The sequence below is a fragment of the Vitreimonas sp. genome, from assembly GCF_036392335.1.
GTDB lineage: Bacteria > Pseudomonadota > Alphaproteobacteria > Caulobacterales > Aquidulcibacteraceae > Vitreimonas.
This window is the reverse complement of the sequence record NZ_DASVYD010000002.1, coordinates 20945-46231: the sequence shown is the minus strand read 5'-3', so window position 1 is coordinate 46231 and position 25287 is coordinate 20945. Positions and strand designations below refer to the sequence as shown.

At 65.0% G+C, this 25287-nt stretch carries 20 protein-coding genes; 2 read left to right on the top strand and 18 right to left on the bottom strand.

The window, feature by feature from the left end; genetic code table 11:
* Position 1: 1 nt before the first annotated feature.
* From lnt to VF769_RS00180, 13 genes are all read right to left on the bottom strand, one after another.
* Positions 2 to 1618: an apolipoprotein N-acyltransferase gene (gene lnt, locus VF769_RS00240; RefSeq protein ID WP_331006353.1), complete on the bottom strand. Its 1617-nt coding sequence runs from the start codon at positions 1616 to 1618 to the stop codon at positions 2 to 4.
* Between the two features lie 68 nt (positions 1619 to 1686).
* A complete protein-coding gene (locus VF769_RS00235) occupies positions 1687 to 2640 on the bottom strand; it encodes a hemolysin family protein (RefSeq protein WP_331006352.1) in 954 nt (317 codons plus the stop codon).
* Positions 2641 to 2660: 20 nt separating this feature from the next.
* Positions 2661 to 3122: an rRNA maturation RNase YbeY gene (ybeY, locus tag VF769_RS00230; protein WP_331006351.1), complete on the bottom strand. Its 462-nt coding sequence runs from the start codon at positions 3120 to 3122 to the stop codon at positions 2661 to 2663.
* Positions 3115 to 4110: a PhoH family protein gene (locus VF769_RS00225; protein ID WP_331006350.1), complete on the bottom strand. Its 996-nt coding sequence runs from the start codon at positions 4108 to 4110 to the stop codon at positions 3115 to 3117. The genes ybeY and VF769_RS00225 overlap by 8 nt, the downstream gene beginning before the upstream one ends.
* Positions 4107 to 5459 carry a tRNA (N6-isopentenyl adenosine(37)-C2)-methylthiotransferase MiaB gene (gene miaB, locus VF769_RS00220; RefSeq protein WP_331006349.1) on the bottom strand — a complete coding sequence of 451 codons (1353 nt, stop codon included), beginning with the start codon at positions 5457 to 5459 and terminating at the stop codon, positions 4107 to 4109. Before miaB ends, VF769_RS00225 begins: the two co-directional genes overlap by 4 nt.
* A 9-nt stretch (positions 5460 to 5468) precedes the next feature.
* Complete coding sequence (locus VF769_RS00215) at positions 5469 to 5903, bottom strand: Fur family transcriptional regulator (protein WP_331006348.1); 435 nt, start codon at positions 5901 to 5903, stop codon at positions 5469 to 5471.
* Positions 5904 to 5963: 60 nt separating this feature from the next.
* Entirely contained in the window at positions 5964 to 6413 is a 450-nt protein-coding gene (gene rimI / locus VF769_RS00210) for a ribosomal protein S18-alanine N-acetyltransferase (RefSeq protein WP_331006347.1), read from the bottom strand.
* Complete coding sequence (gene tsaB / locus VF769_RS00205) at positions 6410 to 7000, bottom strand: tRNA (adenosine(37)-N6)-threonylcarbamoyltransferase complex dimerization subunit type 1 TsaB (RefSeq protein WP_331006422.1); 591 nt, start codon at positions 6998 to 7000, stop codon at positions 6410 to 6412. Before tsaB ends, rimI begins: the two co-directional genes overlap by 4 nt.
* Before the next feature lie 19 nt (positions 7001 to 7019).
* Entirely contained in the window at positions 7020 to 7598 is a 579-nt protein-coding gene (locus VF769_RS00200; protein WP_331006346.1) for a NifU family protein, read from the bottom strand.
* A gap of 31 nt (positions 7599 to 7629) precedes the next feature.
* A complete protein-coding gene (locus tag VF769_RS00195; protein WP_331006345.1) occupies positions 7630 to 8166 on the bottom strand; it encodes a universal stress protein in 537 nt (178 codons plus the stop codon).
* 13 nt (positions 8167 to 8179) lie between these two features.
* Positions 8180 to 9214, bottom strand: coding sequence for a tryptophan--tRNA ligase (gene trpS / locus VF769_RS00190; protein WP_331006344.1), 1035 nt, complete (start codon positions 9212 to 9214; stop codon positions 8180 to 8182).
* A 113-nt stretch (positions 9215 to 9327) separates the two neighbouring features.
* A complete protein-coding gene (gene murJ, locus VF769_RS00185) occupies positions 9328 to 10932 on the bottom strand; it encodes a murein biosynthesis integral membrane protein MurJ (RefSeq protein ID WP_331006343.1) in 1605 nt (534 codons plus the stop codon).
* Between the two features lie 27 nt (positions 10933 to 10959).
* Complete coding sequence (locus tag VF769_RS00180; RefSeq protein ID WP_331006342.1) at positions 10960 to 13779, bottom strand: [protein-PII] uridylyltransferase; 2820 nt, start codon at positions 13777 to 13779, stop codon at positions 10960 to 10962.
* A gap of 171 nt (positions 13780 to 13950) precedes the next feature.
* On the opposite strand from VF769_RS00180, the gene VF769_RS00175 reads away from it, so the two are divergent.
* On the top strand, positions 13951 to 14307 hold the full coding sequence (locus VF769_RS00175) for a hypothetical protein (protein WP_331006341.1): 357 nt from the start codon (positions 13951 to 13953) through the stop codon (positions 14305 to 14307).
* Here VF769_RS00175 and mutS read toward each other — a convergent pair.
* Entirely contained in the window at positions 14273 to 16903 is a 2631-nt protein-coding gene (gene mutS, locus VF769_RS00170) for a DNA mismatch repair protein MutS (RefSeq protein WP_349258065.1), read from the bottom strand. The genes VF769_RS00175 and mutS overlap by 35 nt on opposite strands.
* Before the next feature lie 138 nt (positions 16904 to 17041).
* Between mutS and VF769_RS00165 the strand changes: the two genes are divergently transcribed.
* A complete protein-coding gene (locus tag VF769_RS00165) occupies positions 17042 to 19327 on the top strand; it encodes an NADP-dependent malic enzyme (protein ID WP_331006339.1) in 2286 nt (761 codons plus the stop codon).
* Here VF769_RS00165 and VF769_RS00160 read toward each other — a convergent pair.
* The 4 genes from VF769_RS00160 to VF769_RS00145 all read right to left on the bottom strand — a co-directional run bounded on the left by VF769_RS00160 (position 19324) and on the right by VF769_RS00145 (position 25278).
* Positions 19324 to 21093, bottom strand: coding sequence for an AmpG family muropeptide MFS transporter (locus tag VF769_RS00160; RefSeq protein ID WP_331006338.1), 1770 nt, complete (start codon positions 21091 to 21093; stop codon positions 19324 to 19326). The genes VF769_RS00165 and VF769_RS00160 overlap by 4 nt on opposite strands.
* A gap of 18 nt (positions 21094 to 21111) precedes the next feature.
* Positions 21112 to 22899, bottom strand: a complete 1788-nt coding sequence (locus VF769_RS00155; RefSeq protein ID WP_331006337.1) for a response regulator — start codon at positions 22897 to 22899, stop codon at positions 21112 to 21114.
* Between the two features lie 24 nt (positions 22900 to 22923).
* A complete protein-coding gene (locus tag VF769_RS00150) occupies positions 22924 to 24450 on the bottom strand; it encodes a YifB family Mg chelatase-like AAA ATPase (protein ID WP_331006336.1) in 1527 nt (508 codons plus the stop codon).
* Positions 24451 to 24612: 162 nt separating this feature from the next.
* Positions 24613 to 25278, bottom strand: coding sequence for a BON domain-containing protein (locus VF769_RS00145; RefSeq protein ID WP_331006335.1), 666 nt, complete (start codon positions 25276 to 25278; stop codon positions 24613 to 24615).
* Positions 25279 to 25287: the final 9 nt, after the last annotated feature.

Genomic DNA, 25287 nt, shown 5'->3' with positions numbered 1-25287 from the left:
TTTAGCCCTTCGTAATCTGTCGGCGCGGAAGGAACCTTAGTGTCACGAGGATGACAAGCCACCCCAAAAGCAAAAAATTGCCGAAACGGGCAAAGGGTGTCTCGGCCAATGCGGGAGGGATTTGCGCCTCTGCAAAGCCTCCGCGCCTTAAGGTTGCGCGTACTTCGCGACCGTAGGAGTCGACAATGGCCGACACCCCGCCGGACGCCGCGCGCGCCAACGGCAGGCCCTCCTCGATCGTGCGATACCGCGCCATGGCATAGTGCTGATACGGCCCGGAACCGCCGCCAAACCATGCGTCATTGGTGACGCTGATGATCCAACCCGGACGCTCGGCGCCGCGCGGAATAAAACCCGGAAAGATGGCCTCATAGCAGATCAGCACGACAGCCGGCGGCGCCTCCGGAATGACGAGCCGCGTCGGCCGCGCCCCGGGCTCAAACCCGGCGCCAATCCGCTGCAGCGGCGCGATATTGAACCGGCTCACCAGCGACCACAGCGGGATGAATTCACCGAACGGGACCAGCTTGTTCTTGTCGTAAGTCTGGCTCAACCGAGCCATGCCGCTTACCCCATCGATCACCGCCGCTGAGTTGAAATAGGCGACGCCGTCCTCTCGCGCCTCGCGCCGCGTCAGGCCGGTGACCAGCACGCGATCGCCCATGCCGCGCCCGATCGCATCCATGAAATCGGGGTTCTCAAGCATGAGGAAGTTGATGGCCGGGATAGCCCCCTCCGGCCAAATCACGATCGAAGCGCGGCTGTCCTCCGCCGGTCCGCTCGCCTCTAGGTAGCGCTGCAGCACGCGCCATTCCTGGTCGGAGCGTGTGACCCATTTCTCTGCCTGCGACAATCCTGAGTCGGTGACTCGCACGATGGGTTGGGCGCCGGGCAGGTCAACAAGCGCCCGATCGAGTCGCTGAGCGCCCCAACCCCAGCTCATGCCGAGCACGAGGGCGGCGGCGAGCACCGGCGCGAACCGACGCCCAGCGCCCTGCCCCATGTCGGCGACCGCGGCGGGCGTTGCCGACACAAGCAGCGTGAGCAGGCTCAGGCCGTAAATTCCAAACAGAGACGCGCTCTGCGAGATCGGCTCACCGGGGGTCCAGACATAACCGGGCAATAGCCACGGAAAGCCGCCGAACAGGTGTCCCCTCAGCCATTCAGTCGCGAAAATGCACGCGGCGAACCAGGCGATGCGTCGGACGTCATGCGTCCAAAACGCCACCGCCAGCGCACAGCCAGCGCCCCAAAAGAGCGCGAGACCGGCAGCCAGCGCCATCGTCGCGGGCACCCCCCAGATTGGGCCCCAAGCCGCGCTGTCGACATTGAAGGCGGAAGACACCCAGTAGAGCCCGGTCGCCAGATGACCGAGGCCGAAGAACCACCCCGTGGCGAAGGCCGACCCGATGGGCTTGTCGCGCCGCGCTGCGGTGTCGAGCAGCCACACAAGCGCAGTGATCGCGACCACGTAGAGCAGTGTAAGTTGGAACGGCGCGTGCCCAAGCGTCGCGAGCGCGCCAAAGCCAAACGCCAAGCCGCGCCGCTGCCATACCGAGCGTTCGCCGAGCCAGACATGAAGACGGGAACTCGGTTCGTTCGTCAGCGGCGCGTTCAAATTGCAGGTCTCCTACGCGCCCAAGGCGGCGCAGCGTTTGGAGCGCGACGCAAGCGCGGCGTCAACTCTCAACCGCCCGAGCGCGCGCCCTTGCTCGGCGCGGTCTCCGTCAGGAGCTTGCCGGCGCCGGATTCAGGCGACCGCCGCACGCGGATCCGTTTCACGCGCCGCGGATCGGAATCCATGATCTCCACATCAAATCCGGACGGGTGGTGCAAAATCTCGCCCCGTTGCGGCAGACGGCCAGCCAGAGCGACGGCGAGACCGCCGGCGGTGTCGAATTCGTCTTCGTGCTCTGGAATTTCCAGCGAGGCGCCAAGCTTGGCCTCAAGTTGATCGATCGGCGCGCGACCGTCCACCTCGAACGCACCGCCGGGCCGCTCCAAGACGAGCGCGGCGTCTTCGTCGTGTTCGTCCTCGATGGCGCCTACGATCTGTTCGACCAAATCTTCCATGGAGACCAGGCCATCGGTGCCGCCATATTCGTCGACGACAAGCGCCAGGTGAATGCGGCTCGACTGCATCTTCAAAAACAGCGTCGCCAGCGTCATCGATTGCGGCACATAAAGAATTTCGCGGCGGATGCGCGAAAGCGCGCGATCGCCGAATTGCGCCTTCGCCGTCCCCTCTTCATCAGGCGTCAGCAACGAGAGCACATCGCGCACGTGGATGAAGCCCTGCGGGTCGTCCAGCGTCTCGCCGTAAAGCGGCAGGCGCGAGTGCTGGCTTTCGGAAAACACGCGCGCGGCTTCGCCGAGGGTGGCGTTCGCCTCGATCGCGACGATCTCAGCGCGCGGCCGCATCACGTCGGCGACCTTGAGCCGGTCGAAACGCGCCGCGCGCAGGATCATGTCCTTGTGCGCAAGCTCAATCTGTTCGCCGTTCTCTTCGCGCGCACGGAGCGCTTCCTCGACCGCGGCGGCGGACCCCAGTTTTTCACGCGCGAACACGCGCGTCAGCTTTTGAACCAGACCCGCACGCCTTCGCGAGGAAGGTTCGGAATCGTCTGCTGCATCAACCATAATAAGTGGGTCGCACTCCTTCAGCCCGCCTCAAGGTAGGGATCTTCTATCCCAATACTAGCAAGGATCGCGCGTTCGCGCGCCTCCATCGCCTCGGCGTCGGCCTCATTCATATGATCAAAGCCCAACAGGTGCAAAAATCCATGCACAACAAGATGGGCGGCATGGTTTTCGAACCGTTTGCCTTGGCTTTCGGCTTCTCGGACAATGGTTTCCGCCGCCAGAGCGATGTCGCCTAGGAAGCCAGGCTCGCTTTGCTCGCCCGGCGGAAACGACAGCACGTTGGTCGGCCCGTCCTTGCCGCGGAATTCCTTGTTGAGCCCAGCGATCGTTTCGTCGTCGCCCAAAAGCAGCGACACCGTACCGCCGACGCCTTGCGCGGTGGCGGCGGCGGAAAGCGCCTTCGCGAGCGCTTCTTCCTGCCCTTTCCACAGCGGCGAACCGCCGAGGATATCGACTTCAAACGGGACTTCTTCAGCCACGGCCAGCCTCATCGCGGTCGTAGGCTTGCACAATGCGGGCGACCAGCCTGTGGCGCACGACGTCCTGCGCGGCGAAGTGAATGACCTCCACCGCTTCCAAATCCTTCAAAATCGAGATCGCGTGCGCGAGGCCGGATTGATCAGGACGCACCAAGTCGATCTGTGAGGGATCTCCCGTCACCACCATGCGCGAGCCTTCGCCCAGGCGCGTGAGCACCATCTTCATCTGTAGTATCGTCGCGTTCTGCGATTCATCGACGATCACAAACGCGTTCGACAGCGTGCGTCCGCGCATGAACGCAAGCGGCGCCACCTCGATCTGACGCCGCTCGCGGCGCGCCTTCAGATCAAGTTCGCTCATCTGGCTGCGGAACGCATCCCAGATCGGCTGCAGATACGGATCGACCTTTTCGGATAGATCGCCCGGCAGATAACCAAGCTTCTCCCCGGCCTCGACCGCCGGCCGCGTCACGATGATTCGATCGACGCGCTCTTGCTTCAGCGCTTCGACAGCGGCGGCGACGGCGAGAAAGGTCTTGCCCGTGCCGGCCGGACCTACCCCGAAGATGAGATCGATATTCTCGTCACGGAGCGCCTCGACGTAATGCACCTGACGCGGGGTGCGCAATGTAAGGCCGCCCAATTGCGGCAACTTCATCGGCGTCGAATCCGCGACATGCCCTTCCGAGAACGAGATCGCCGCCAACACTTCGCCTTCGCGAATGTTGCTTTTGCGGCGCGCGAGGTCCGCGAGCGCATCGATGATGCGCTGCGCGCGCTCGAGGTCGGCGTGGGTGCGCGCGCGCACGATCAGCCGATCGCCCTGCGCGTCGAGCGTGACGGCATAGGCCGGCGTACCGCGCGGCGCGTTCGCGTCCCGGAACGCCTCCTGGATATGCGCGAGGTGGCGATGCAGCGGCCCGAACACCGCCTGCGCCGCCTCGCCCAGCACGATCACGCGTTCCAAATCGTTTGTGGTCGAGGTCATGCCAGCGCCATTTCTTCGCGCACGCCCGAGAGCGAGTTCTGCGACGAGCCCAGAATGCGGACCGGCACGATCTCGCCGTTCTGGGCGCGCGTATCGTCAAAGTGCACCGCTTGCAGATACGGCGAGCGCCCGTGTTTCTGGCCCGGCCTGCGGCCGTCGCCTGTCACCAAGATCGGCAACACCCGCCCCTCTTGGTCGGCGTTGAACGCGCGTTGCTGTTCGAACAGCAACGCCTGCAAACGCTGCAGGCGTTCGGTCTTCGCCTCTTCGTCCACCTGCGCCATCATCGCCGCCGCCGGCGTGCCGGGACGCGGCGAATATTTGAACGAGAACGCCGAAGCAAAGTTCACGTCGCGCACCAGCTGCATGGTCGCTTCGAACTCTTTCTCAGTCTCGCCCGGAAAACCCACGATGAAATCCGTCGAGAGCGCGATATCGGGCCGCGCCTTGCGCAAGCGCCCGATGATGTCGCGATAGAACGCGCCATCGTGTTTGCGATTCATCGCCTTGAGTATGCGATCGGAGCCAGATTGCACGGGCAGATGTAGATACGGCATCAGCTTGGGCTCTTCGCCGTGCAACGCGATCAAATCGTCGTCCATCTCGATGGGATGTGAGGTGGTGTAGCGGAGCCGATCGACGCCTTCGATCGCCGCCAAGCGTCGGAGCAAATCGGCGAAGCCCGCGCCGCCTTCGCCATGATAGGCGTTCACATTCTGGCCGAGCAGCGTGATTTCACGAACGCCGCGCTCGGCAAGTGCGTGCGCCTCGCGCAGGACGTCGGCCAGCGGCCGCGAAAATTCGGCGCCGCGCGTATAGGGCACGACGCAAAAGGTGCAGAACTTGTCGCAGCCCTCCTGGATCGACAGGAAAGCGGTCACACCATCGGGCGCACGCGCCGGCAGCGCATCGAACTTTTCCTGCGCGGTGAAATCCGCCGCCAAACGCTCACCGGTCTTGCGGGCCGCGCGTGCGATCAATTCCGGCAGCTTGTGATAGGCCTGCGGGCCGACAACGAGATCGACGGCCGGCGCGCGCTTGATGATCTCCTCGCCCTCGGCTTGCGCCACGCAGCCGGCGATGGCGATGGTCATGGCTTTCCCTTCCGCGACGCGGCGCTCCTTGTGCACACGCAGGCGGCCAATCTCGGAATAGACCTTTTCCGTCGCCTTCTCGCGGATGTGGCACGTGTTGAGGATGACCAAATCCGCCTCGTCGGGCCGTTCCGTCATCGCGTAACCAAGCGGCGAGAGCACGTCGCGCATGCGCTCGCTGTCATACACGTTCATTTGGCAGCCATAGGTCTCGATGAAGAGACGCTTCGGTTCTGGCCGCTTGGGTTCTAACATCTAACCTTCTCAGCCGGCCTTTTTGCCGGCCTTGCCTTTATCGTCGAGCGGCACGCCATAGAGCTCCAGGCGGTGATCGACCAGTTTATAGCCCAAACGCCGCGCAATCTCCTGCTGCAGACGCTCGATCTCCGGATCGACGAATTCCACCACCTGACCGGTCTTCATATCGATCAGATGGTCGTGGTGCTGATCCGGCACTTCTTCGTAGCGAGAACGACCGTCGCGAAAGTCGTGGCGTTCCAAAATGCCGCTTTCCTCGAACAGGCGCACCGTGCGGTACACTGTGGCGATGGAGATGCCGGAATCGATCGCCGACGCGCGCCGGTGCAATTCCTCGACATCGGGGTGATCATGACTTGACGAAATCACGCGCGCGATCACGCGGCGCTGTTCCGTCATGCGCATGCCCTTCTCGACGCAGAGTTTTTCGATCCGATCCATAATGTCCTCTCCGCGCCCAGGAATACCCCTTCGGGCGGCGCTATGTCCACCAAGCACAAGTCAAACAACCGGTCTCGGCAGCGTGCGGCGCATGACGATGGCGTCCACAGCGCCCCCTTCGCCCGCGTAATAAGCGGCGCGCCGACCGGCTTCCTCGTACCCAAGCTTCATGTAGAGCGCGCGGGCCGCGTCATTGTCTTCCGCGACCTCGAGGTGCATCGACGCCGCACCTCTGACCAAAGCGGCGACGCCCGCCGATGTCACCAGGGCGGCGCCGACGCCTTTGCGGCGCGCCTCCGGGACGACCGCCACGGTTAAGATCTCGGCGTCGCCGGCGGCCGCCCACGCCAGGATGAATCCGCGCGGCGCGCTGTCGCGCGAAATAAGCGCAAACACCGCGGGGTTTTCCAGCAATTTGCTGATCTCGACGGCGCTCCAAGGTTTGTCGAACGCGCGCGCATGGATTTCCGCGAGCAATCCGCACGCCTCAATCCCGGCCGCCTCGATCATGACGCGCTCGGCAACGTCACGTGCGGGGCGCGCAAATAAGTCGGGTCGGCAGGATAGCGCGCGGGGTCGAGGCGCGCCGCGCGCACGGCGAGCGCCGCCGCATTGGCGGCAACACCGGGCCCTGTCAGCGCGAACGGGCGTCCATGCGCCGCGCCGGTGAGCAGAGTCTCATGCTCACCGCGCTCAACCGGCTGCGGCGCGAGCAGCGGCGCACCGTTCTCGTAGAGGGCAACATACGAGGCCCCAGGCGTTTCGATCAGCGCCGCGCGCAGACCGTCTTCGCCAGCCTCCAGCGCGAGCGCCTCCAGTGTTGAGACGCCGATGCATGGCTTGTCCAAGGAGAGCGCCAGAGCGCGCGCGAAGGAAAGCCCGACGCGCACGCCGGTGAACGAGCCCGGCCCCGTTGTCACCGCAACGCGATCGATCTGCTCGAACATCACGCCCGCCCGCTCAGCCGCCTCGCGCACCATCGGCGCCAGACGTTCGGCTTGGCCACGGGTCATCTGCTCGGAAACATGGGCCGCCGTCCGTCCATCGCGCACGATGGCGACGGAACACGCATCCAGTGCGGAATCAATGGCGAGCACAATCAAGGCTGGGCTCGCCTCAAACCACCTGCTCCACCGAGAGCACTTCAGGCACGTAATGGCGCAACATGTTCTCGATGCCTTGCTTCAGCGTGAGCGTCGAAGACGGGCAACCGGCGCATGAGCCTCGCATGTTGAGCCGCACAATGCCTTGCTCATGATCCCAGGAATGGAAGGTGATGTCGCCGCCGTCGCGCGCCACGGCTGGGCGCACACGCGCGTCGATGATTTCCTTCAGTTCTTTCACGATATCGGCGGCTTCGCCTTCATAGACGATGTCCGCTTCGTCAGTGGCGTCGGCGGGCGCATTCGCGTCGCGCAACACGGCGCGGCCCGAGGTGAAATGATCCATGATCGCCGCCAGCACGTGCGGCTTCAGATGCGGCCATTCGATCGCCTCTGCCTTGGTGACGGTGATGAAATCCGAGCCCAGATAGACCCGCTCAACACCGTCGACCTCAAACAGCGCCGTGGCCAGCGGCGAAGCCAAGGCGGCGTCGGCGTCGCCGAATTCGCGGCTGCCCTGCCCCAGCACGTCTCGGCCGGGGAGGAATTTCAGGGTGCGCGGGTTGGGCGTGGATTCCGTCTGAATAAACATAGCGCCCAGGTGGGACTTTCCCGGCAAACGGTCAAGCCGACGGCGGCTCTGGCGGATGGAGCGAGGCCGCTAAAGGCAGCGCCAGCTTGCGGATTTCCTCGCGCGACAACGCCCCAGGCACCACCAGTACCGGCACCGGGCGCGGGCCAAGCCCCGCGGTCTTTCCCAGCTGCGCCACCAGCGGCCCGGGTCCGCCCGGCCCCGCCGCCGAGGCCAACACCACGAGTTGGATGGAGGTGTCGTGTTCGAGAAGCTTGCGGAGCTCCGGTTTCAGGTCGCCCTCGCGCAATATTGGCTCAGCGGTCACGCCGCACTCGGCCCAGACCTCGGCCCCGAAGCGCTGCGTCAGCGATTCCGCCGCATCGTACGCCTGACGGCGCATTTCCTCGGTGATCGAGGCCCACGGCGCAGGATCCGAGGGCTCGATCACACGCAGCATGACGAGCCGCCAGCCGGTGCTCCTGCAGAGCAGACCGGCATAGATCAGCGCGTCCGGGAATTCCTCGCTCTCGTCGGCGATGACCAGGCAGGCGAACGTCTTGTCGCTCATGGGTGGATGGTCGCTCAAAGGGCGCGCGCCTTCAAGCGCGCCAGAGGCCGACCACGTCGCGGACCTCCGCCATGATCGGCTGCGCCACCGCGCGCGCCTTCTCCGCACCGTCCTTCAGGATTGCATCCAGTGCGGCCGTATCGGCCGTGAGCCGGCGCATCTCCGCCGCGATCGGCGCAAGTTTCGCCGCGAGCACTTCCGCCAAAGCCGGCTTGAATATGCCGAAGCCCTTGCCGCCATATTCGGCGAGCACGTCCTCGACGCTGCGTTCCGTCACCGCCGCGAAGATTCCGACAAGGTTTTCGACCTCGGCCCGGCCCGCCAGCCCCTCCTTGCTTTCCGGCACTGGCAACGGATCGGTCGTCGCCTTTTTCACCTTCGCCATGATCGTATCGGCATCGTCGGTGAGATTGATGCGCGTCATGTCCGAGGGATCGGACTTCGACATCTTCTTCGAACCGTCACGCAGAGACATGATCCGCGCGCCCGGCCCTTGGATCAAGGGCTCCGGCAGCGGGAAGAAGCCCGGCGCGTTGTGATCGTTGTTGAACTTCTGCGCGATGTCGCGCGAAAGCTCCAAATGCTGCTTCTGGTCTTCACCGACCGGCACGTGCGTGGCTTTGTAGAGCAGAATGTCCGCCGCCTGCAGCACCGGATAGTCGAACAGCCCCACGGACGAACGCTGTGCATCCTTGCCAGCCTTGTCCTTGAACTGGGTCATGCGCTCCAACCAGCCCATGCGCGCAACGCAATTCAGCAACCAGGCCAGCTCCGTATGCTCGCGCACCGCGGATTGGATAAAGATTGTCGAGCGCGTGGGATCGACGCCGGCGGCAATGTATGCGGCGGCGACTTCGCGGCAGCGGCTGGCGAGATTTTCTGGATCGGGGCCCGTCGTGATCGCGTGCAGGTCGACGATACAATAAATGCTCTCGTACTGATCTTGCAGGCGCACGAACTTTTGCAGGGCGCCTAGATAATTGCCGAGATGCAGGCCGTTGGTCGGCTGCATGCCTGAGAATACGCGTTGCGGGCCCTTGTATTCGGGCTGAGCTGCGTCGGTCATGGGAAACTCCGGAACATGGAATCGAGCGCGCGCCAACGGGCGCGGGAAACGGCGTCAGGTGGTCAGGCCCGCCATCGCCAGATCATCGATCTCGTGTTCATGGCCGCTCTTTATCAGCCGTCGAAGCCCGGCGGCAAGCCGCCTCCCCCGCCCGCGGGCCCCCGCTCGCGCTTAAAAGCGGCCCGAACCTCGGAGATGGTTACCGCCCGGACCAGGAACGCGACCACGAAATAGAACGTGCCGCCGGCCAGGATGAGCAGCGCGATCGAGGCCTCCTTCGAGCCAAGCTGCGCTTCGAGCCAAGCCCGGTTGGCATTGCCGAACCACAGCACGGCAAACAGGATCGCCGAGGCGAGCACGATGCGCAGCAAGCGACCGAATGCGGCCGGTGTCGGCCCGTAGGCGCCCTGCTTCACCAACGCTCGGATCATCAGCAGCACGTTGAGCCAAGCCGCCGTGGAGGTGGCGATCGCGAGCCCCGGAAAGCCGGCGACGCCGACCGAACGCAAGCCGAAGAACAACGCCGCGCCAAACACGACGTTCAGCACCATGGAGGTGATGGCGTAGCGCATCGGCGCCTTCGTATCTTCACGCGCGAAGAAAGCCGGCGCGTAGATCTTCGCGAGCACGAAGGCCGGCACGCCCCACCCATAATGGATCAACGCCAGCGCTGCATTGTTGGCATCCTCAACGGTGAAGGCGCCGCGCGAATACAAGCCCTCCAGCAAATAGCCGGGCATGGCCAGGATAGCAGCCGCGGCGGGCAGCGTGAACGCCATCGAGAGCGCCACCGCTTCATCCAACGCGCCACGCGCGCCCGGCCCATCGCCTTCCTGCACCAGGCGCGAGAGGCGCGGCAACATGGCGACGCCGACGGCGATGCCGATCAAGCCAAGCGGCAATTGATACAAACGGTCCGCGACGTTGAGATAGGTGATCGCCCCTTGTTCAAACGATGCGAGCGCCTGGCTGATCATCACATTGATCTGCAGCGCGCCGCCGGCGATCGCGCCGGGCGCCGCAAGCGCCACCAGGCGGCGCACGCCGGGCGTGATACGCGGCCGCGGCACGCGCGACTTCATGCCCGCGCGCCGCGCCCCGGCCCACACCCAAATCGCCTGCAACACGCCCGAGACCGAGACGCCGATAATGGCGGCCAGCGCCGCACGCTCCGGCGTGTCGTGCACCAGCGCCACCGCCACGAGTTGGCAAAGATTGAACAGGATCGGTGCGGCGGCGGCGGCGAAGAACTTGCCACGCGCATTGAGCACGCCCGAAAACAACGTCGCCGCCGACATCGCGACCAGATAAGGCATTGCGATCTGCGTCAGCAGATTGGCCAACGCCATCGCTTCCGGATCGTCGATATAGCCGACGAACAGAACGCGGTTGATCCAGCTCATCGCCGCGATCGCGATCGCGCTCAGCACGCCGGTGACAAGCAGCAGGATCGACAGCGCTTCGGCCGCGAGTTGATCCGCCGCGTCCTGCCCTTCCGCGGCAAGCGTCTTCGAATAGACCGGCACGAACGCCTGGCTGAACGCGCCTTCGGCGAACAAGCGGCGAAACAAATTGGGAAACCGCAGCGCCGCAAAGAACGCGTCCGCCACCGGTCCCGCGCCCAGCGCCGCCGCGAGCACCAGATCGCGCGCGAAACCAAACAGGCGCGACACGAGGGTGAGACCGCCGATCACGGCAGTGTTGCGGGCGAGACTCATGGATTCCCCAAGCAGCGGCGCGCGTGTTTAGCGCGCCGTCGACGCCCGCGCCACAGCCAAAGGCGTACGTGCTGGATCGGACGGCGCTTGAGGCTCCGCCGCGCGCAAGACTTCCTCGAGCTTTGCGCGCACCGCCGCGATCCGGCGCGGATCGGTAATCTGACCGCCGCCACGTTCCTCGACGTAGAACACATCCGCGGCGCGTTCGCCGTACGTGTCGATATGCGCGCTGTTGATGGAGAGATCAGCCTCGGCGCAGATGTGGGCGAGATCGGCCAGCAAGCCCAAGCGGTCCCGGCCCGACGCCTCGATCACCGTGGCGTTGGCGGTGAGTTCGTTGTCGATGCGCACCCAGGGCTCGATCGCGAAGGCCGCGTTGCGGCGCGATGGCGGCTTTGCCGCCGGCGGCGCGTGATCGGCAAGCGCCGCGCGCGTCAGCCGCGCCACCAAGCCTTCAAGCACGCTCGATTCTTGCGCGCCGAAAGGCTTGTGATCGGTCGTTTGGATCGAGAACACGTCAAAGGCGGCGCCGTCCTTCGTCGTGTGCACGCGCGCGCCCGCGATGTCGGCGCCGGACGCGGAAATCGCCGCGGCCAGACTCGCGAACAGGCCGGGCCGATCGCCGGCATAGATCAGCACTTCGGTGACGCCTTGCACTGGCCTCACTCGGGTCGCCACATGCGGGATAGTCTTGTCCCGACGCGCGCTCATCACTTCCTGCGCATGCCAGCGCAGCGCCTCTGCATCGTGGCTGAGCCAATAGCCGTCATCCAACACATCAAGCCAGCCGTCGAGCACGCCGGCGTCGGCGCCGAGATCGGCCAACAGCCGGGTCTTCGCTTCGCCAGCGATCTCCGCCAGATGTTCGCGCACGCCCTCTTCGTCCGAACGGCCGCCATGCAACGCCGCTTCCGTCAGGCGATAGAGGTCGCGCAGCAATTGGCCTTTCCAATCGTTCCAGACGCTGGGGCCAACCGCGCGGATGTCGGAGACCGTCAGCACCAAGAGCAACCGCAACCGCTCGACGGTGCCTACGAGCTTCGCGAATTGCGCCACCGTGCGCGGATCGCCAATGTCGCGCTTCTGCGCCACGTCGCTCATGACAAGGTGGTTGCCGACGAGCCAGCCGACGAGGTCGATCTCCTCTTGCGGCAGGCCCAGACGCTCGCACGCCATGCGCGCCGACTTCTCGCCCTCGATCTGTTGGTCCCCCTCGCCCTTGCCAGTGTCGTGGAGCAGCATGGCCAGATAGAGCGCGCGGCGATTGATGATCTTGGAGAAGATTTCAGTCGAGAGCGGGTGCTGCTTGTTGTGATGGCCGTGCTCGATCTCGGACATCGCGTCGATCGCCTGCAGCGTATGCTCATCCACGGTGTAGTGGTGATACATGTTGAACTGCATCTGCGCGACGATGCGGCCAAACTCCGGCAGGAACTTCCCCAGCACGCCGGCTTCATTCATCAGGCGCAACGCCGCGCCCGGATGGTGTTTGGACGCCGCAACTTCGAGAAACGACTCGCGCGCCTCCGCATCCTTGCGCCATGCCGGCGAGAGCGCGCGCACACGCCGGCTGGCCTCTCCAAGCGCGGCGGGATGCACATCGAGATCCCGCTTGTCGGCGATCTCGAACAACCGAATGAGGTTGGCGGGGTTATCGAAAACCTCCGGCGAGTCGACGTTCAATCGGCCGCCTTCAACGTGAAAGCCAGGTTCGATCCGCGTCGGCGTCTTCTTTCCGCCGGGGAAAAGGCGCTGCATGCTCTTGGGCGCGTTCTTGGCGTTGTCGGCCTCCAGCTTGGCGCACAGCACGCGCGTCAGCATGCCGACTTCCTTCGCGACCAGAAAATAGCGCTTCATGAAACGCTCGACCGCCGTGTGATTGGCGCGCGCGCCGTAGCCCAAGCGCTTCGCCAGCTCCGGCTGAAGATCGAAGGTCAACTTCTCTTCGCCGCGACCGGTAATGAAATGCAGATGACAGCGCACCGTCCAAAGGAACTCGGCCGCGCGCCGGAAAGCGTTGCGCTCTTCCACCGTGAACACGCCATGATCCACGTAATCGCGCGGCGTGGTGAAGCCGTAGCGATGGCGCGCAAGCCAGAACAGCGTGTGCAGATCGCGCAGACCGCCCTTCCCCTCCTTGATGTTGGGCTCGACCATGTAGCGCGTCGCGCCCATGCGTTGATGGCGCTCATCCCGCTCTTTCAGCTTCGCGGCGATGAAGCCGGCTTGATCGCGATCGGCGACCTCCTTGCGGAACCGCGTCGCCAGTTCGGCCGCGAGTGATTCATCGCCGGCGAGCCGGCGCGCCTCAAGTAGCGCGGTGCGGATCGTGTGGTCTTCGCGCGCGAGCTTCAGGCACTCATCAACATTGCGTGAGGCATGGCCGACTTTGAGGCCCATGTCCCAGAGCATGTAGAGCATATATTCGGTGACGCTCTCAGCGTGCGGCGTCGTCTTGTAAGCGCGCAAAAACAGCAGATCGAGGTCGGACGACGGCGCAAGCTCTCCGCGCCCATAGCCGCCCACCGCCATCACGGCGAAGCGCTCCCCTTCGGTTGGGTTGCGCGCCCGGAATATGTGGGTCGTCGTGTAATCATAGAGCGCGGCGACGACTTCATCGGCGACGGCCGCCAGCAGACGTGCGACGGCAAGGCCGTTTTCGCCCTCCTCCAGCCGCTCCTTGGCAATCATTCGCCCCCGAAACAATGCGCCGTGCAGCAGCGCGCGCACGCGCGGCCGCGCCGCCTCGGCGCCCTCGGATTGGTAGGCCGCGCTCAATTGCGCACGCAGCCGGAGGCCGTCGACGACGTGTTCGATACGTGCAGGTTTCAGGCGGGCGACAGACATCCTATTGCACTTTGGTCATTCCCGCCCATTTCGTCACCTGGGAAAGCAAGGCGCCAGCAGCGCAGGCGCCAGACGTGACTTCTCTGTAAATCGCACAACGCAAACTTGCCTCAATCCGCGGGCACATCCAAAAAGGAAACGGGAACGACGGTTCCGGGAGACATAAGCTCGATGCGCAGCAAAGGCGGCAAGACCATTCGGCTCAACCCGGTCGACGAGGACCATCAGGTGACGGATCACCCGGCCCGCGCGAACCTCGAAGCGCTGATGGACCAAAAACTGTTCGCGCAGCGCATCCGCAGCGAGCGTTCAGCGGCCTATTGGTTCGCCGCTTCGCTTTGGGGCGTCAGCGGTCTCGTCCTCGGCGCCATCCTCGGCGCGTACATGATGTTCATGGCGATGGATTCAGCGCTGCCGTTGGCCTCGGAAGCGGTGACCCGCGGCATCGCCGTCGAGAACGCCCGCAACAGCGTCGACAACCGCGAGCCGATCCTCAGCGATCCGGCGCGTCCGCAGCCACAGCCTTAAGCCGGTAGAGAAGCTCAAGCGCTTCTTTTGGTGAGAGATTATCCGGGTTCACGCCCGCCAGCGCCGCGTCCAAGGGATGCGGCGCTGTGTCTTCCATGATCTGCGCGAACAGCGGCAAATCCTCAGCGATTTCAACGCGCGTCGCCCCGCCATTGGCCTCCAGCCGGGCGAGCACGGCACGCGCGCGCTCCACCGCACTTTTCGGCAGCCCCGCCAGCTTGGCGACCTGAATCCCGTAGGACCGATCCGCCGCCCCTGGCGCGACCTCGTGCAGAAAGACGAGATCGCCTTTCCACTCCTTGGCCCGCAGGTGCGCATTGGCCCCCGCTTCCAGCTTGTCGGCGAGCCGGGTCAGCTCGTGGTAATGGGTGGCGAAGACGGCGCGGCAGCGATTGGCTTCGTGCAGGTGCTCGGCCACCGCCCAGGCGATGGCGAGGCCGTCGAACGTCGCCGTACCCCGGCCAATCTCATCGAGTACGACCAAAGCGCGCGGCCCGGCCTGGTTCAGGATTGCGGCGGTCTCGACCATCTCGGTCATGAAGGTGGAGCGCCCGCGCGAAAGATCGTCCGAGGCGCCGACCCGCGCGAACACCCGATCGACCACGCCCAGGCGCAGCTTCCGCGCTGGCACGAACGACCCCGCCTGCGCCAGCACGGCCAGCAGGGCGATCTGCCGCAGATAGGTGCTCTTACCTGCCATGTTGGGGCCGGTGACCACCACAAGGCGCGGCCCGGACCGGCCTTCCGCATCCAGCCGCGCATCGTTCGGCGTGAAGCCCTGCCCTTCGCGGCGCACGCCCTGCTCGACCACCGGGTGACGCGCCGCGTCCGCCAGCAGCGCCGCGCTTTCATCGATCTCGGGCCGCGTCGCTTGCGTTTCCTCGGCCCATTCGGCGAGGCCAGCCGCGACATCGAGCGCCGCCAACGCTTCGGCGGCGGCGCGAATCTCGACTTCATTCTCGGCGGCGCGCGCGGCGAAATCCTTGAACAGCGACAGCTCACGCGCGAGCGAGGCTTCGCCGGCGCGTGCGATCTTCGCGTCCAGTTCGGCAAGCTCCGTCGTCGTGAACCGGATCGAGCCGGCATTGGTTTGGCGATGGATGAAGCGCGCATTGTGCGGCGGCGCCATCAGCGCTTCGGCCTGCTTCGTCGTCGCGTCGATATGATAGCCCAGCACATTATTGTGCTTCAGCTTCAGGCCCGCGATGCCGGTTTCTTCCGCGTACTTCGCTTGTAACGCGGCGATCACTTTGCGGCTGTCGTCTCGCAGCGCGCGTGTCTCATCAAGCGTGGCGTCATAGCCGGCGGCAATGAAACCGCCATCGCGCGCAAGCAGCGGCAGCTCCGGCGCCAGCGCGCTTTCAAGAGTCTTCGCGAGGCTCGCTGGGCCGGCGTGCGATGAGAGCGACAGCGCCGCGCATGCGCTCGCGATCTCCGCAGGCGCCCCTTCACTTAGCCCCATACAGCGCGCAGCGGCGCGATCACCAGACCGCAAACCATCGCGCAATTGCGCCAAATCGCGCGGACCACCACGGCCCAAAGCCAACCGCGTCAACGCACGCGCCAGATCGCCCGCCGCGCGCAATTCCTCGCGCACGCCAGAACGGCGATGCGGTTCGGCAATAAAGAACTCCACCGCGTCGAGACGCGCGCGGATCGCGTCAACACTCGTTAACGGCCGCGAAATGCGCTCAGCGAGCAGGCGCCCGCCGGCCGACGTCACTGTGCGATCGACGCAGGCGAGCAGCGACCCATCCCTGCCCCCGCGCACCGAGCGCTCGATCTCCAACGCCGCCCGCGTCGCCGCATCAATTGCCATGAACGCGCGCTCAGCATTGCGGCGCGGCGGGGTCAGACGCGGCGCAGCGCCCGCTTGCGTGAGCTCGATATAGTCGAGCAACAGCCCCATCGCCGACAGTTCAGGCGGCGTGAACTCGCCGAACGCGTCGAGCGCCGCTACTTCGAACGCCGCCTTGACCCGCCGCTCGGCCGATTTCGCGTCCGCCTTCACCGCCGGCCGCGTCGTGACCGTCGCGCCGGCGATCCGCGCCGCTTCCGCGACCAACGCGCCGTCGGCCTCCACCACGAGCAATTCGGCGGGCGCGAGCGCGGCCAGTTCTTCCTCGACCTCGCTCGCCTTAAGCACGCGCGCTTCGAACGCGCCGGTCGAGACATCGGCCCACGCGATGCCCGCCATCTCGCCGGCAAATGCCGCCGCCGCCAACCGGTTCGCGGTCCGTGCGTCGAGCAGCCCCTCTTCCGTCAACGTACCCGGCGTGACCACACGCACCACACCGCGCTGCACGATCGCCTTGCCGCCGCGCTTCTTCGCTTCGGCGGGATCTTCCAATTGCTCGCACACCGCGACCTTGAAACCCGCGCGGATCAGCTTGGAGAGATAATTCTCCGCCTGATGCCACGGCACCCCGGCCATTGGGATCGGTTCGCCGTCATGATTGCCGCGCTTCGTCAGCGTGATGCCGATCGCGCCCGCGGCTTTCACCGCGTCGTCAAAAAACAGCTCGTAGAAATCGCCCATGCGGAAGAACAGCAACGCATCCGGATGATCTGCCTTCGCGGCAAGATATTGCGCCATGAAGGGCGTCACGCGGACGGGCGGAGAGCTAGAGGAATCAGCCACGGGCCAGCTTTAGCCTCATGTCGCAGGGACTTCCAATTGACGGGGCAGACCCCCCGGCTAGGGTGCGGCCCTCTTCACGGAACTCTCCCACCCATGCCCGATACGAAAAAGAGTTTTACCGACGCCGAGGCGCTCGACTTTCACCGCCTGCCGACGCCGGGCAAAATCTCCATCACGCCGACCAAGCCGATGGCCACGCAGCGCGACCTCTCGCTTGCCTATTCGCCGGGCGTGGCCGTGCCGGTGAAGGCGATCGCCGAGGATGTGGATAAGGCGTACGATTATACGTCGAAGGGCAACCTGGTCGCCGTGATCTCGAACGGGACCGCCATTCTTGGCCTCGGCAATCTCGGCGCGATGGCCTCGAAACCGGTGATGGAAGGCAAGAGCGTCCTCTTTAAGCGCTTTGCCGACGTGGATTCGATCGACATCGAAGTCACCACGCAGGATGTCGAGGAATTCATCACCACCGTCCGCAATATCGGCCCCACCTTCGGCGGCATCAATCTGGAGGACATCAAGGCGCCCGAGTGCTTCGTCATCGAAAGCCGTCTGCGCGACGAACTCGACATTCCGGTGTTCCATGACGACCAACACGGCACCGCGATCATCGCCGCCGCCGGATTGCTCAATGCGTGCGAACTCACCGGACGCCGTCTTGAAGACATCAAAGTCGTCGTCAGCGGCGCGGGCGCGGCGGGCCTCTCCTGCATCGGCCTGATCAAGCAACTCGGCGTGCCGCACAACAATGTCATCGTCTGCGATCGCGAAGGCGTGGTCTATCGCGGGCGCGAGAAAGGCATGGACCAATTCAAGTCCGTGCACGCCGTCGACACCAAACTCCGCACGCTCGCCGAAGCGCTCAAAGGCGCGGACGTGTTCATGGGCCTCTCCGCGGCCGGCGCGATGAGCAAGGACATGGTCAAGTCGATGGCGGCAAAGCCGATCATCTTCGCCATGGCCAATCCCGATCCTGAGATCACGCCGGAGGAAGTGCACGAAGTCCGCAAGGACGCGATCGTCGCCACGGGCCGTTCGGACTACCCAAACCAGGTCAACAATGTTCTGGGCTTTCCCTACATCTTCCGCGGCGCGCTCGATGTGCGCGCACGCACAATCAATGAAGAAATGAAAGTCGCCGCCGCGCACGCGCTGGCGGAACTCGCCAAGCAAGACGTGCCCGATGAAGTCGCCGCCGCATATCATGGCCGGCGCCCGAAATTCGGCCCCGACTACATCATTCCAAGCCCGTTCGATCCGCGTCTGATTTCCGAAATTCCGCCGTTCGTGGCGCAAGCGGCGATGGATTCCGGCGTCGCCCGCAAGCCGATCGCCGACATGCAAGCCTACAAGCAAGGCCTGGCCCAACGGCTCGACCCGACTGCGGCGATGATGCAACGCATGCAAACCCTGGTGCGGCGCGCACCCAAATGCATCGTGTTTGCCGAAGGCGAAGAACCATCCGTGATCCGCGCCGCTTATGCCTTCCAGGAAGGCGGGCTCGGCCGCGCCGTTCTGATCGGCCGTGAGGAGCTGGTGCGCGCGAATATGGCGCAGGTCGGCGTGCCGGATGGCGCCAAGCTCACGATCGTCAACGCACGCCTGTCCGAGCACAACGCGGTCTTTGCGGATTATCTCTACAAGCGCCTGCAGCGTTTCGGCCTGCTGTATCGGGATGTCCAGCGTCTCGTGAACCAGGACCGCAACGTGTTCGGCGCCTGCATGGTCGCACTCGGGCACGCTCAGGGCATGGTCACTGGCGTGACGCGCAATTTCGCCACCGCGCTCGATGACGTGCTCCGTGTCATCGACCCCGCCCGCGGCGAACGCGCCATGGGCATGTCGATCATTCTCTCGAAAGGCCGCACCTTGTTCGTGGCGGACACCTCGGTCGCGGAATTTCCCGGCGCCGAGGAGATGGCGCAGATCGTGCTGCAAGCCGCTTCAATGGCTAAGCAATTCGGCGTTACGCCGCGCGTGGCGCTCGTCTCGCACTCCACCTTCGGCAATCCGAAGATGGAGCGTTCGGAGAAAATTCGCGAAGCCGTCTCGATCCTCGATCGCCGCGAAGACACCGATTTCGAATACGAAGGTGAGATGAGCGTCGACGTCGCGCTCAATCCGAACATGCGCGAACTCTACCCATTCTCGCGCCTCTCGGAGCCGGCCAACGTGCTGGTGATGCCGGCGATTCACTCGGCCTCGATTTCAACCAGCCTGCTCGCCAGCGCTGGCGGCGCGACCGTCATCGGCCCGGTGCTCACCGGCCTAGCGAAGCCAATCCAGATCGCGCCGCTGGGCGCCACCGTGTCGGACATCGTCACCTTCGCCACTGTCGCCGCCTTCCAAGCGGCCGAGCAAGAAGACAAGACCGATTAGGCGGGCGCTGGGGCTTCCTGCGCGCTCTCCGTCGCTGGCGGCTGGCGCCGCATCACGGCGACCGCGAACACAAACGCGGCGATGCCGATGACGCCCGAATAGATGAAGAACGTCATGTACCCCGCCGCATAGGCCTCTGCGGGGATGCCACGCTCTTGCACAAGATGCGCGAACGCGGTGGGCGACATGTTGGCGAACCAAGCGCGCAACCATTCCGTCTCCCCTGCCGCCGCCGCGGCCGTGGCGCCTTCGACGATACGCCCGGATATCGCCGCGAGAATTTTGCCTGGCAGCGCGTACAGCGATGAGAACAGCGCATATTGCGTCGCCGTGAAGCCGAGGCTGGTGAGGCTCGACATGTAGGCGATGAGCGCGGTTCCAGCGATGCCGGCGGAGACGTTATCGATCGCGATGCAGGCATAGAGCCCCGGCAGCCACGGCCCGGTGAAGACCAGCCCGCTGAAGGCGATATTGGAGAGCGGCTGCACGATCGCGCCGGCGATCAACGAGCGCATGAGCCCGAAGCGCGCGACCATCCAACCGCCCAGACCCACGCCAAGCATCGACATAACCACGCCGAACAATTTTCGGGCGCCGGCGATTTCATCGAGCGTGAAGCCGACGTCGACGTAAAACGCGGTCATCAAATTGAGCACGAAATCGGCGATGCGATAAACGCAGATCATGGCCAGGATCAGCGCGCCCGTGCCGCGATAGCGCTTGAAGAAATCCTCAAGCGGCTCTTTCAGCGTGCCCGCGAAATAAGCGCTCGGCCGCGACTTGAACATGGGATAGGTCGCGAACGCCACCACCGCCAAGCCGATCGCCACGCCGAAGACCTGCCACACCGCGCCCCATGGTTTGCCAGTCCACCATGCCGTGAAGCCAGCAATCCCGCCCTCCATGCCGATCCATGGAAACATGAAGGTGAGCGGTTCGGCCTTGCCGGAGAGACCCGCGCCAATGAAGCAGGCGCCGAATGCAAGCAGAGCCACGCGGCCGATCCATTCCAGCGCTTCCATCCAGATCGGCGTCGTCGCGGGCGGAAACGGCTTGGGCTCAACACTCTTTTCCCTCGGCGCCAACAGCACGCCAAGCACGCCGACGCCCATCACGATCGCCATCGCCGAATATGACGCGGTCCAACCGATGCGCGATGCAAGGAAGAGCGGCGCCGCGCCCGAGACGACGATGGCTAGGCGGTAGCCCCATTGATACGCAGCGGCCATCGCGCCCTGCCGCTCAACAGCGGCCACTTCGATACGCCACGCGTCGATCGCGATGTCCTGCGTTGCGCCGAACACGGCCGTCATCGCCGCAAAGATCGCAACCACGCCAATCAGATTCACATTCGGCGGCGGCTGCACCGCGCCTTCAACGCCACCGGCGACAGCAGCTGACACCGCGGGCATATTCACGGCAATCGCCCAAATACCGAAGATGACGCCGATCTGCGCCAGAAGCATCCACGACCGGCGCTTGCCGAGCATCTGATAGAGCCCGGGGATCTTCACGCGATCGACGATCGGCGCCCAAAGGAATTTGATCGCGTACGTAATCGTCACCAGGCTGAAGAGCGTGATCACGTCGAGCGGCAGGCCTGCTTGCCGCATCCAGGCGGAGATGGTGTCATAGAGCAACAGGTTCGGCAGACCGGCTGAAAAACCCAGCGCCAGCATCACCAACGTGCGGTGTTCGAAAAACACCGCGAGCGCCTGCCACGTCGATGGCTTGGCCGCCGCGGCGCCGGAACTCTGATCACTCATCTGCGGGTCTCCGCCGCCTTACTCGCCTGCGAACGTGGCGGGGTTCGGGCGGCCGGTAAAGCGTTCGGCGACGGCGAGCAGCCGGGTCGCGTCGATTGGTTTGGTGATGAAATCGTCCATGCCCGCCTGCAGCGCCTGCACGCGCTCCGCCTCGCCCGCATCCGCCGTCAGCGCCACGATCGGCGCCCGCGCCGAGGCCCCCTGCCCGGCGCGGATCCGCTGCGCCGCCTCAAGCCCGTCGAGGCGCGGCATCCGGATGTCGAGCAAGATGAGATCATAAACGCCGCTGGCGGCGGCATCGACGGCCTCTTGCCCATCCTGCACCGCCGAGACCACGCAGCCCTCGCGCGTCAGCAAAGTGCGCGCCAACAGCGCATTGATCGGATTGTCCTCCGCCAGCAACACGCGCATGCCCGCCAAGGGCCGGTTCTGCTCGCGCTCCCTTGGTTCAGCGCTTGCGATCACGTCGCGCCCGAGCGCCAGCTCGATCCGTTCGACCAGCGACCGGCGCCGCACTGGTTTCAGAATATAGTGCTCCAAGCCCGCGTCGCGCGCCTGCTTGATGTGATCGCGCTTCTCTTGCGCGCACACCGCGATCACCGCGCGCGCGTTGCGCTTCAGCGCCTCGATCTGCTCGGCGTCCGCATCATCGCGCCAGTCGAACAGAATGACGTCCGGCTGTTCGTCCTCCTCCACGGGAATACAGCCGAGCGAGGCCGCCGCCGCGCGCAGCGAATGCATCAGCGTCGGTGATTGCGTCGCCGCGGCGACTCGCACGCCGCCGAGATTTTGCGGCGGCGCATAGCGTGCATTCTCGAATGGCAGCTCGACCCAGAAACTGGCGCCCGCGCCCAGCCGGGACGTCAGTCCGACTTCACCGCCCATCGCACGCGCAAGCCTGCGCACAATGGCAAGCCCAAGCCCGGTGCCGCCGTGTCGACGCGCCACGCCAGCGTCTGCTTGCGTGAATTCCTCGAAGATAAGCGCTTGCTTGTCAGGCGGCACGCCAGGCCCTGTATCGCGTACGCTGAAGCGCAGCCGATCATCCGGCCGCCGCGCAAGCTCGATCGTGACGCCGCCGGATTCTGTGAACTTCACCGCGTTTCCCGCGAGATTGAAGAGGATTTGCCGCAATCGCCCCTCGTCGCCCACGACCTGCGCAGGCGTCTCGCCGCGCAGCGTGACGACCACCTCCAAACCTTTGGCGTGCGCTTTCGGCGACAACAATTCCGCCACGTCCTGCATGATCCCTTCGGGATCAAAGGGCGCTGAATCGAGCGCGATGTGGCCGGCCTCGATGCGCGAATAATCCAGAATCTCGGTAATCAGGTCGAGCAGGTGCTCGCCCGATTGCTTGATCGCATCCACATAGGAGGCCGCGTTCGGCTCGAGTTTGCCGAGTTCAAGCAAGCCGGCCATGCCGAGTATGCCATTAAGCGGCGTGCGCAATTCATGCGTCAGCGTAGCGAACAAAGTTGTCTTCGCGCGCAACGCATCTTCAGCGGCGGTGACGTGGCGGGTGATGTCGCGCGCCGCCGCGAGACGCGCGCCATCCGGCAAGATCCGCTCGACCCATTCAAAGTGTCGCCCATCCGGCGCCGGCGCATCGAAGCGACGCTCCTTGTTTTCGAACGGCGGCGGGATCACCCTGCCCCACGGCGCGCGGCGCGGACCGATCCAATGTTTGAAGGTCGCGCGGAACGCGGGATTGGCGCGCACCAGCGCGCCGTCCGCCGCGAGGATCGCGACCGGATCGGGCAATGCGTCGAACGCATCGAAGGCGGAGGCCGTAGCGGGCCAGGACATGACGCCGATAAGGCGCGCCGCTGGTTAAGAAACCTTAGCAAATCCCGGCTGCTCGGCGCCCGCCCACTGACGTTTCAGGCTGAGCGCCTCCGCGACATGAATGCGGCGCACCCCATCCGAGCCGTCGAGATCAGCAATGGTGCGCGCCACCTTGAGCGTGCGGTGATAAGCGCGCGCTGACAGCGCGAGCGATTCAGCGGCCTTCGCCAGCAAGGCCGCGCCGGGGGCGTCCGGCGTGGCGATTTTCTCCAGTGAAGGCTGATCGAGCACCGCGTTGAGGCCTGCGCCGCGTCCGCTTTGCGCCTCGCGCGCCCGCAACACCCGCGCGGCGGCTTCGGCCGTGCCCTCGGGCGGCGGCGGCAGCGCCAGGTCCGCGGCCGTCACAGGCGGCACGTCGAGTTGAATATCGATCCGATCCAGAAGCGGGCCGGAAAGGCGCGCCTGGTAATCGATCGCGCAACGCGGCCCACGCCGACACGCGCCGACACCCACGCCACCGCCGCCGCAGCGGCAGGGATTCATAGCCGCAGCCAGCAGAATGCGGGCCGGATACGTCACGTGGTGATTGGCGCGCGCGATCAGCACTTGGCCGGTCTCAAGCGGCTGGCGCAACGCATCGAGCGCTTGTTGGGAAAACTCCGGCAACTCATCCAGGAACAGCACGCCCTGGTGCGCCAAGCTGATTTCACCAGGTTTCGCGCGCAATCCGCCGCCGACAAGCGCGGCCATCGACGCCGAATGGTGCGGCGCGCGAAAGGGCCGCGTGCGCGTTAAACGCCCGCGCTCCAACAAGCCCGCCACCGAATGCAGCATCGAAACTTCGAGCAATTCTTCCGAGGCGAGCGGCGGCAACAGCCCCGGCAGACGCTGAGCCAGCATGGATTTTCCCGCCCCCGGCGGGCCGACAAAAAGCAGATTGTGCGCGCCGGCCGCGGCGATTTCGAGCGCCCGCTTGGCTTGCTCCTGCCCGCGCACGTCGCGCAAATCCGGCACGCCCGCGCCCGCGATCAGATCGCCCCGCTCTGGCGGCTTCAAAGCCGCGCCGCCGCGAAAATGATTGACCAGGGAGAGCAAGCTCGGTGCGGCCAGCACTTCGCCGCCGGCCCACGCCGCTTCCGATCCACAAACCTCCGGACACACGAACGCGGCGCCCATGCCATGCGCGGCCATCGCCGCGGGCAACGCGCCGGGCGCGGCGGCGAGTGAGCCGTCCAGCCCCACTTCGCCGAAACACACCACACCATCCAGTGCGTCATGCGGCAGCGCGCCGATCGCCGCCATCATGGCGAGCGCAATCGGCAGATCGTAATGCGTCCCCTCTTTCGGCATGTCGGCTGGAGCCAAATTTACGACGAGGCGTCCGGGTGGAATGGCGAGACCAATTGAAGCGAAGGCCGCCCGCACCCGTTCGCGCGCTTCCGACACGGCCTTATCGCCAAGGCCGACAATAACGATGGCGCCAGTGCCTGGCGTGAGCTGAACCTGAACTTCGACGCGCCGGGCCTCGAGCCCTTGGAACGCCACCGTGGTCGCATTCGCGCAAGTCTGCATAGCGCCCGCCCTTTATCCACAAGCCGGGCGTTCATTTGTACATAATCAGAACAAATGAGCAACTAAAAATGAACATCGGCGCGTGTGAGCGCAACCGATAGTCGAGCCTACCCCCAGGCGCGCGAGCACGCCATGGAAATCCGCGCCGCTAAAGAGAGAAAATTAGTAGCCCGATCCCATCAAATCGTCGTTGGCCGGGCGCTCGATTGGCGCCGGACCCGACGCGCTGTTTTGCGCGTAATATGGCACGGGCGGGGCGTGCACTTGCATGAACGAGACAACACGCTGCACGCCACCGACGACGCTGGCGATCTCGGCTGCACGGCGCAGCTCTTCTTCCGACCGCGCGGTGCCCATCAGATACACATTGCCTTGGAAGGTCTCGATATTGACGTTGATCGCCCGCACCGAACGGCTCGCGGCCAAACGGGCGCGAATTTGCGCGGTAATGAATTCATCCTGCGCGCTGCGCATCATGCTTGAATGCGGGCCGACGAAGATCTCGTTGTACACGTTCTGCACCAGCGGCAGCGAGCGCGCGATCGTCTCGGCGGCTTGGCGATGCTCTTCTGTTGGCGTCACGCCCGAGAGCAGCAGATTGCCATTGGCGACTTCGACATCGACTTCCTGGAAGGCGGCGCGATCGGCTGCGAGCAAACGCATCTTCACTTGGTTTGATGCATTCGCATCATCGATGCCCTGCCCGATCGTGCGGTCTTGCGCGGCGTAGACGCCGACGCTCGCCGCTGTGCCTAACGCGGCCGTGACGCAGCCGCTCGTGGCGGCGCATGCCGCAAGAGCGGCCAAAGTGGCGATGGAGGTGCGCATGAGGCGCAG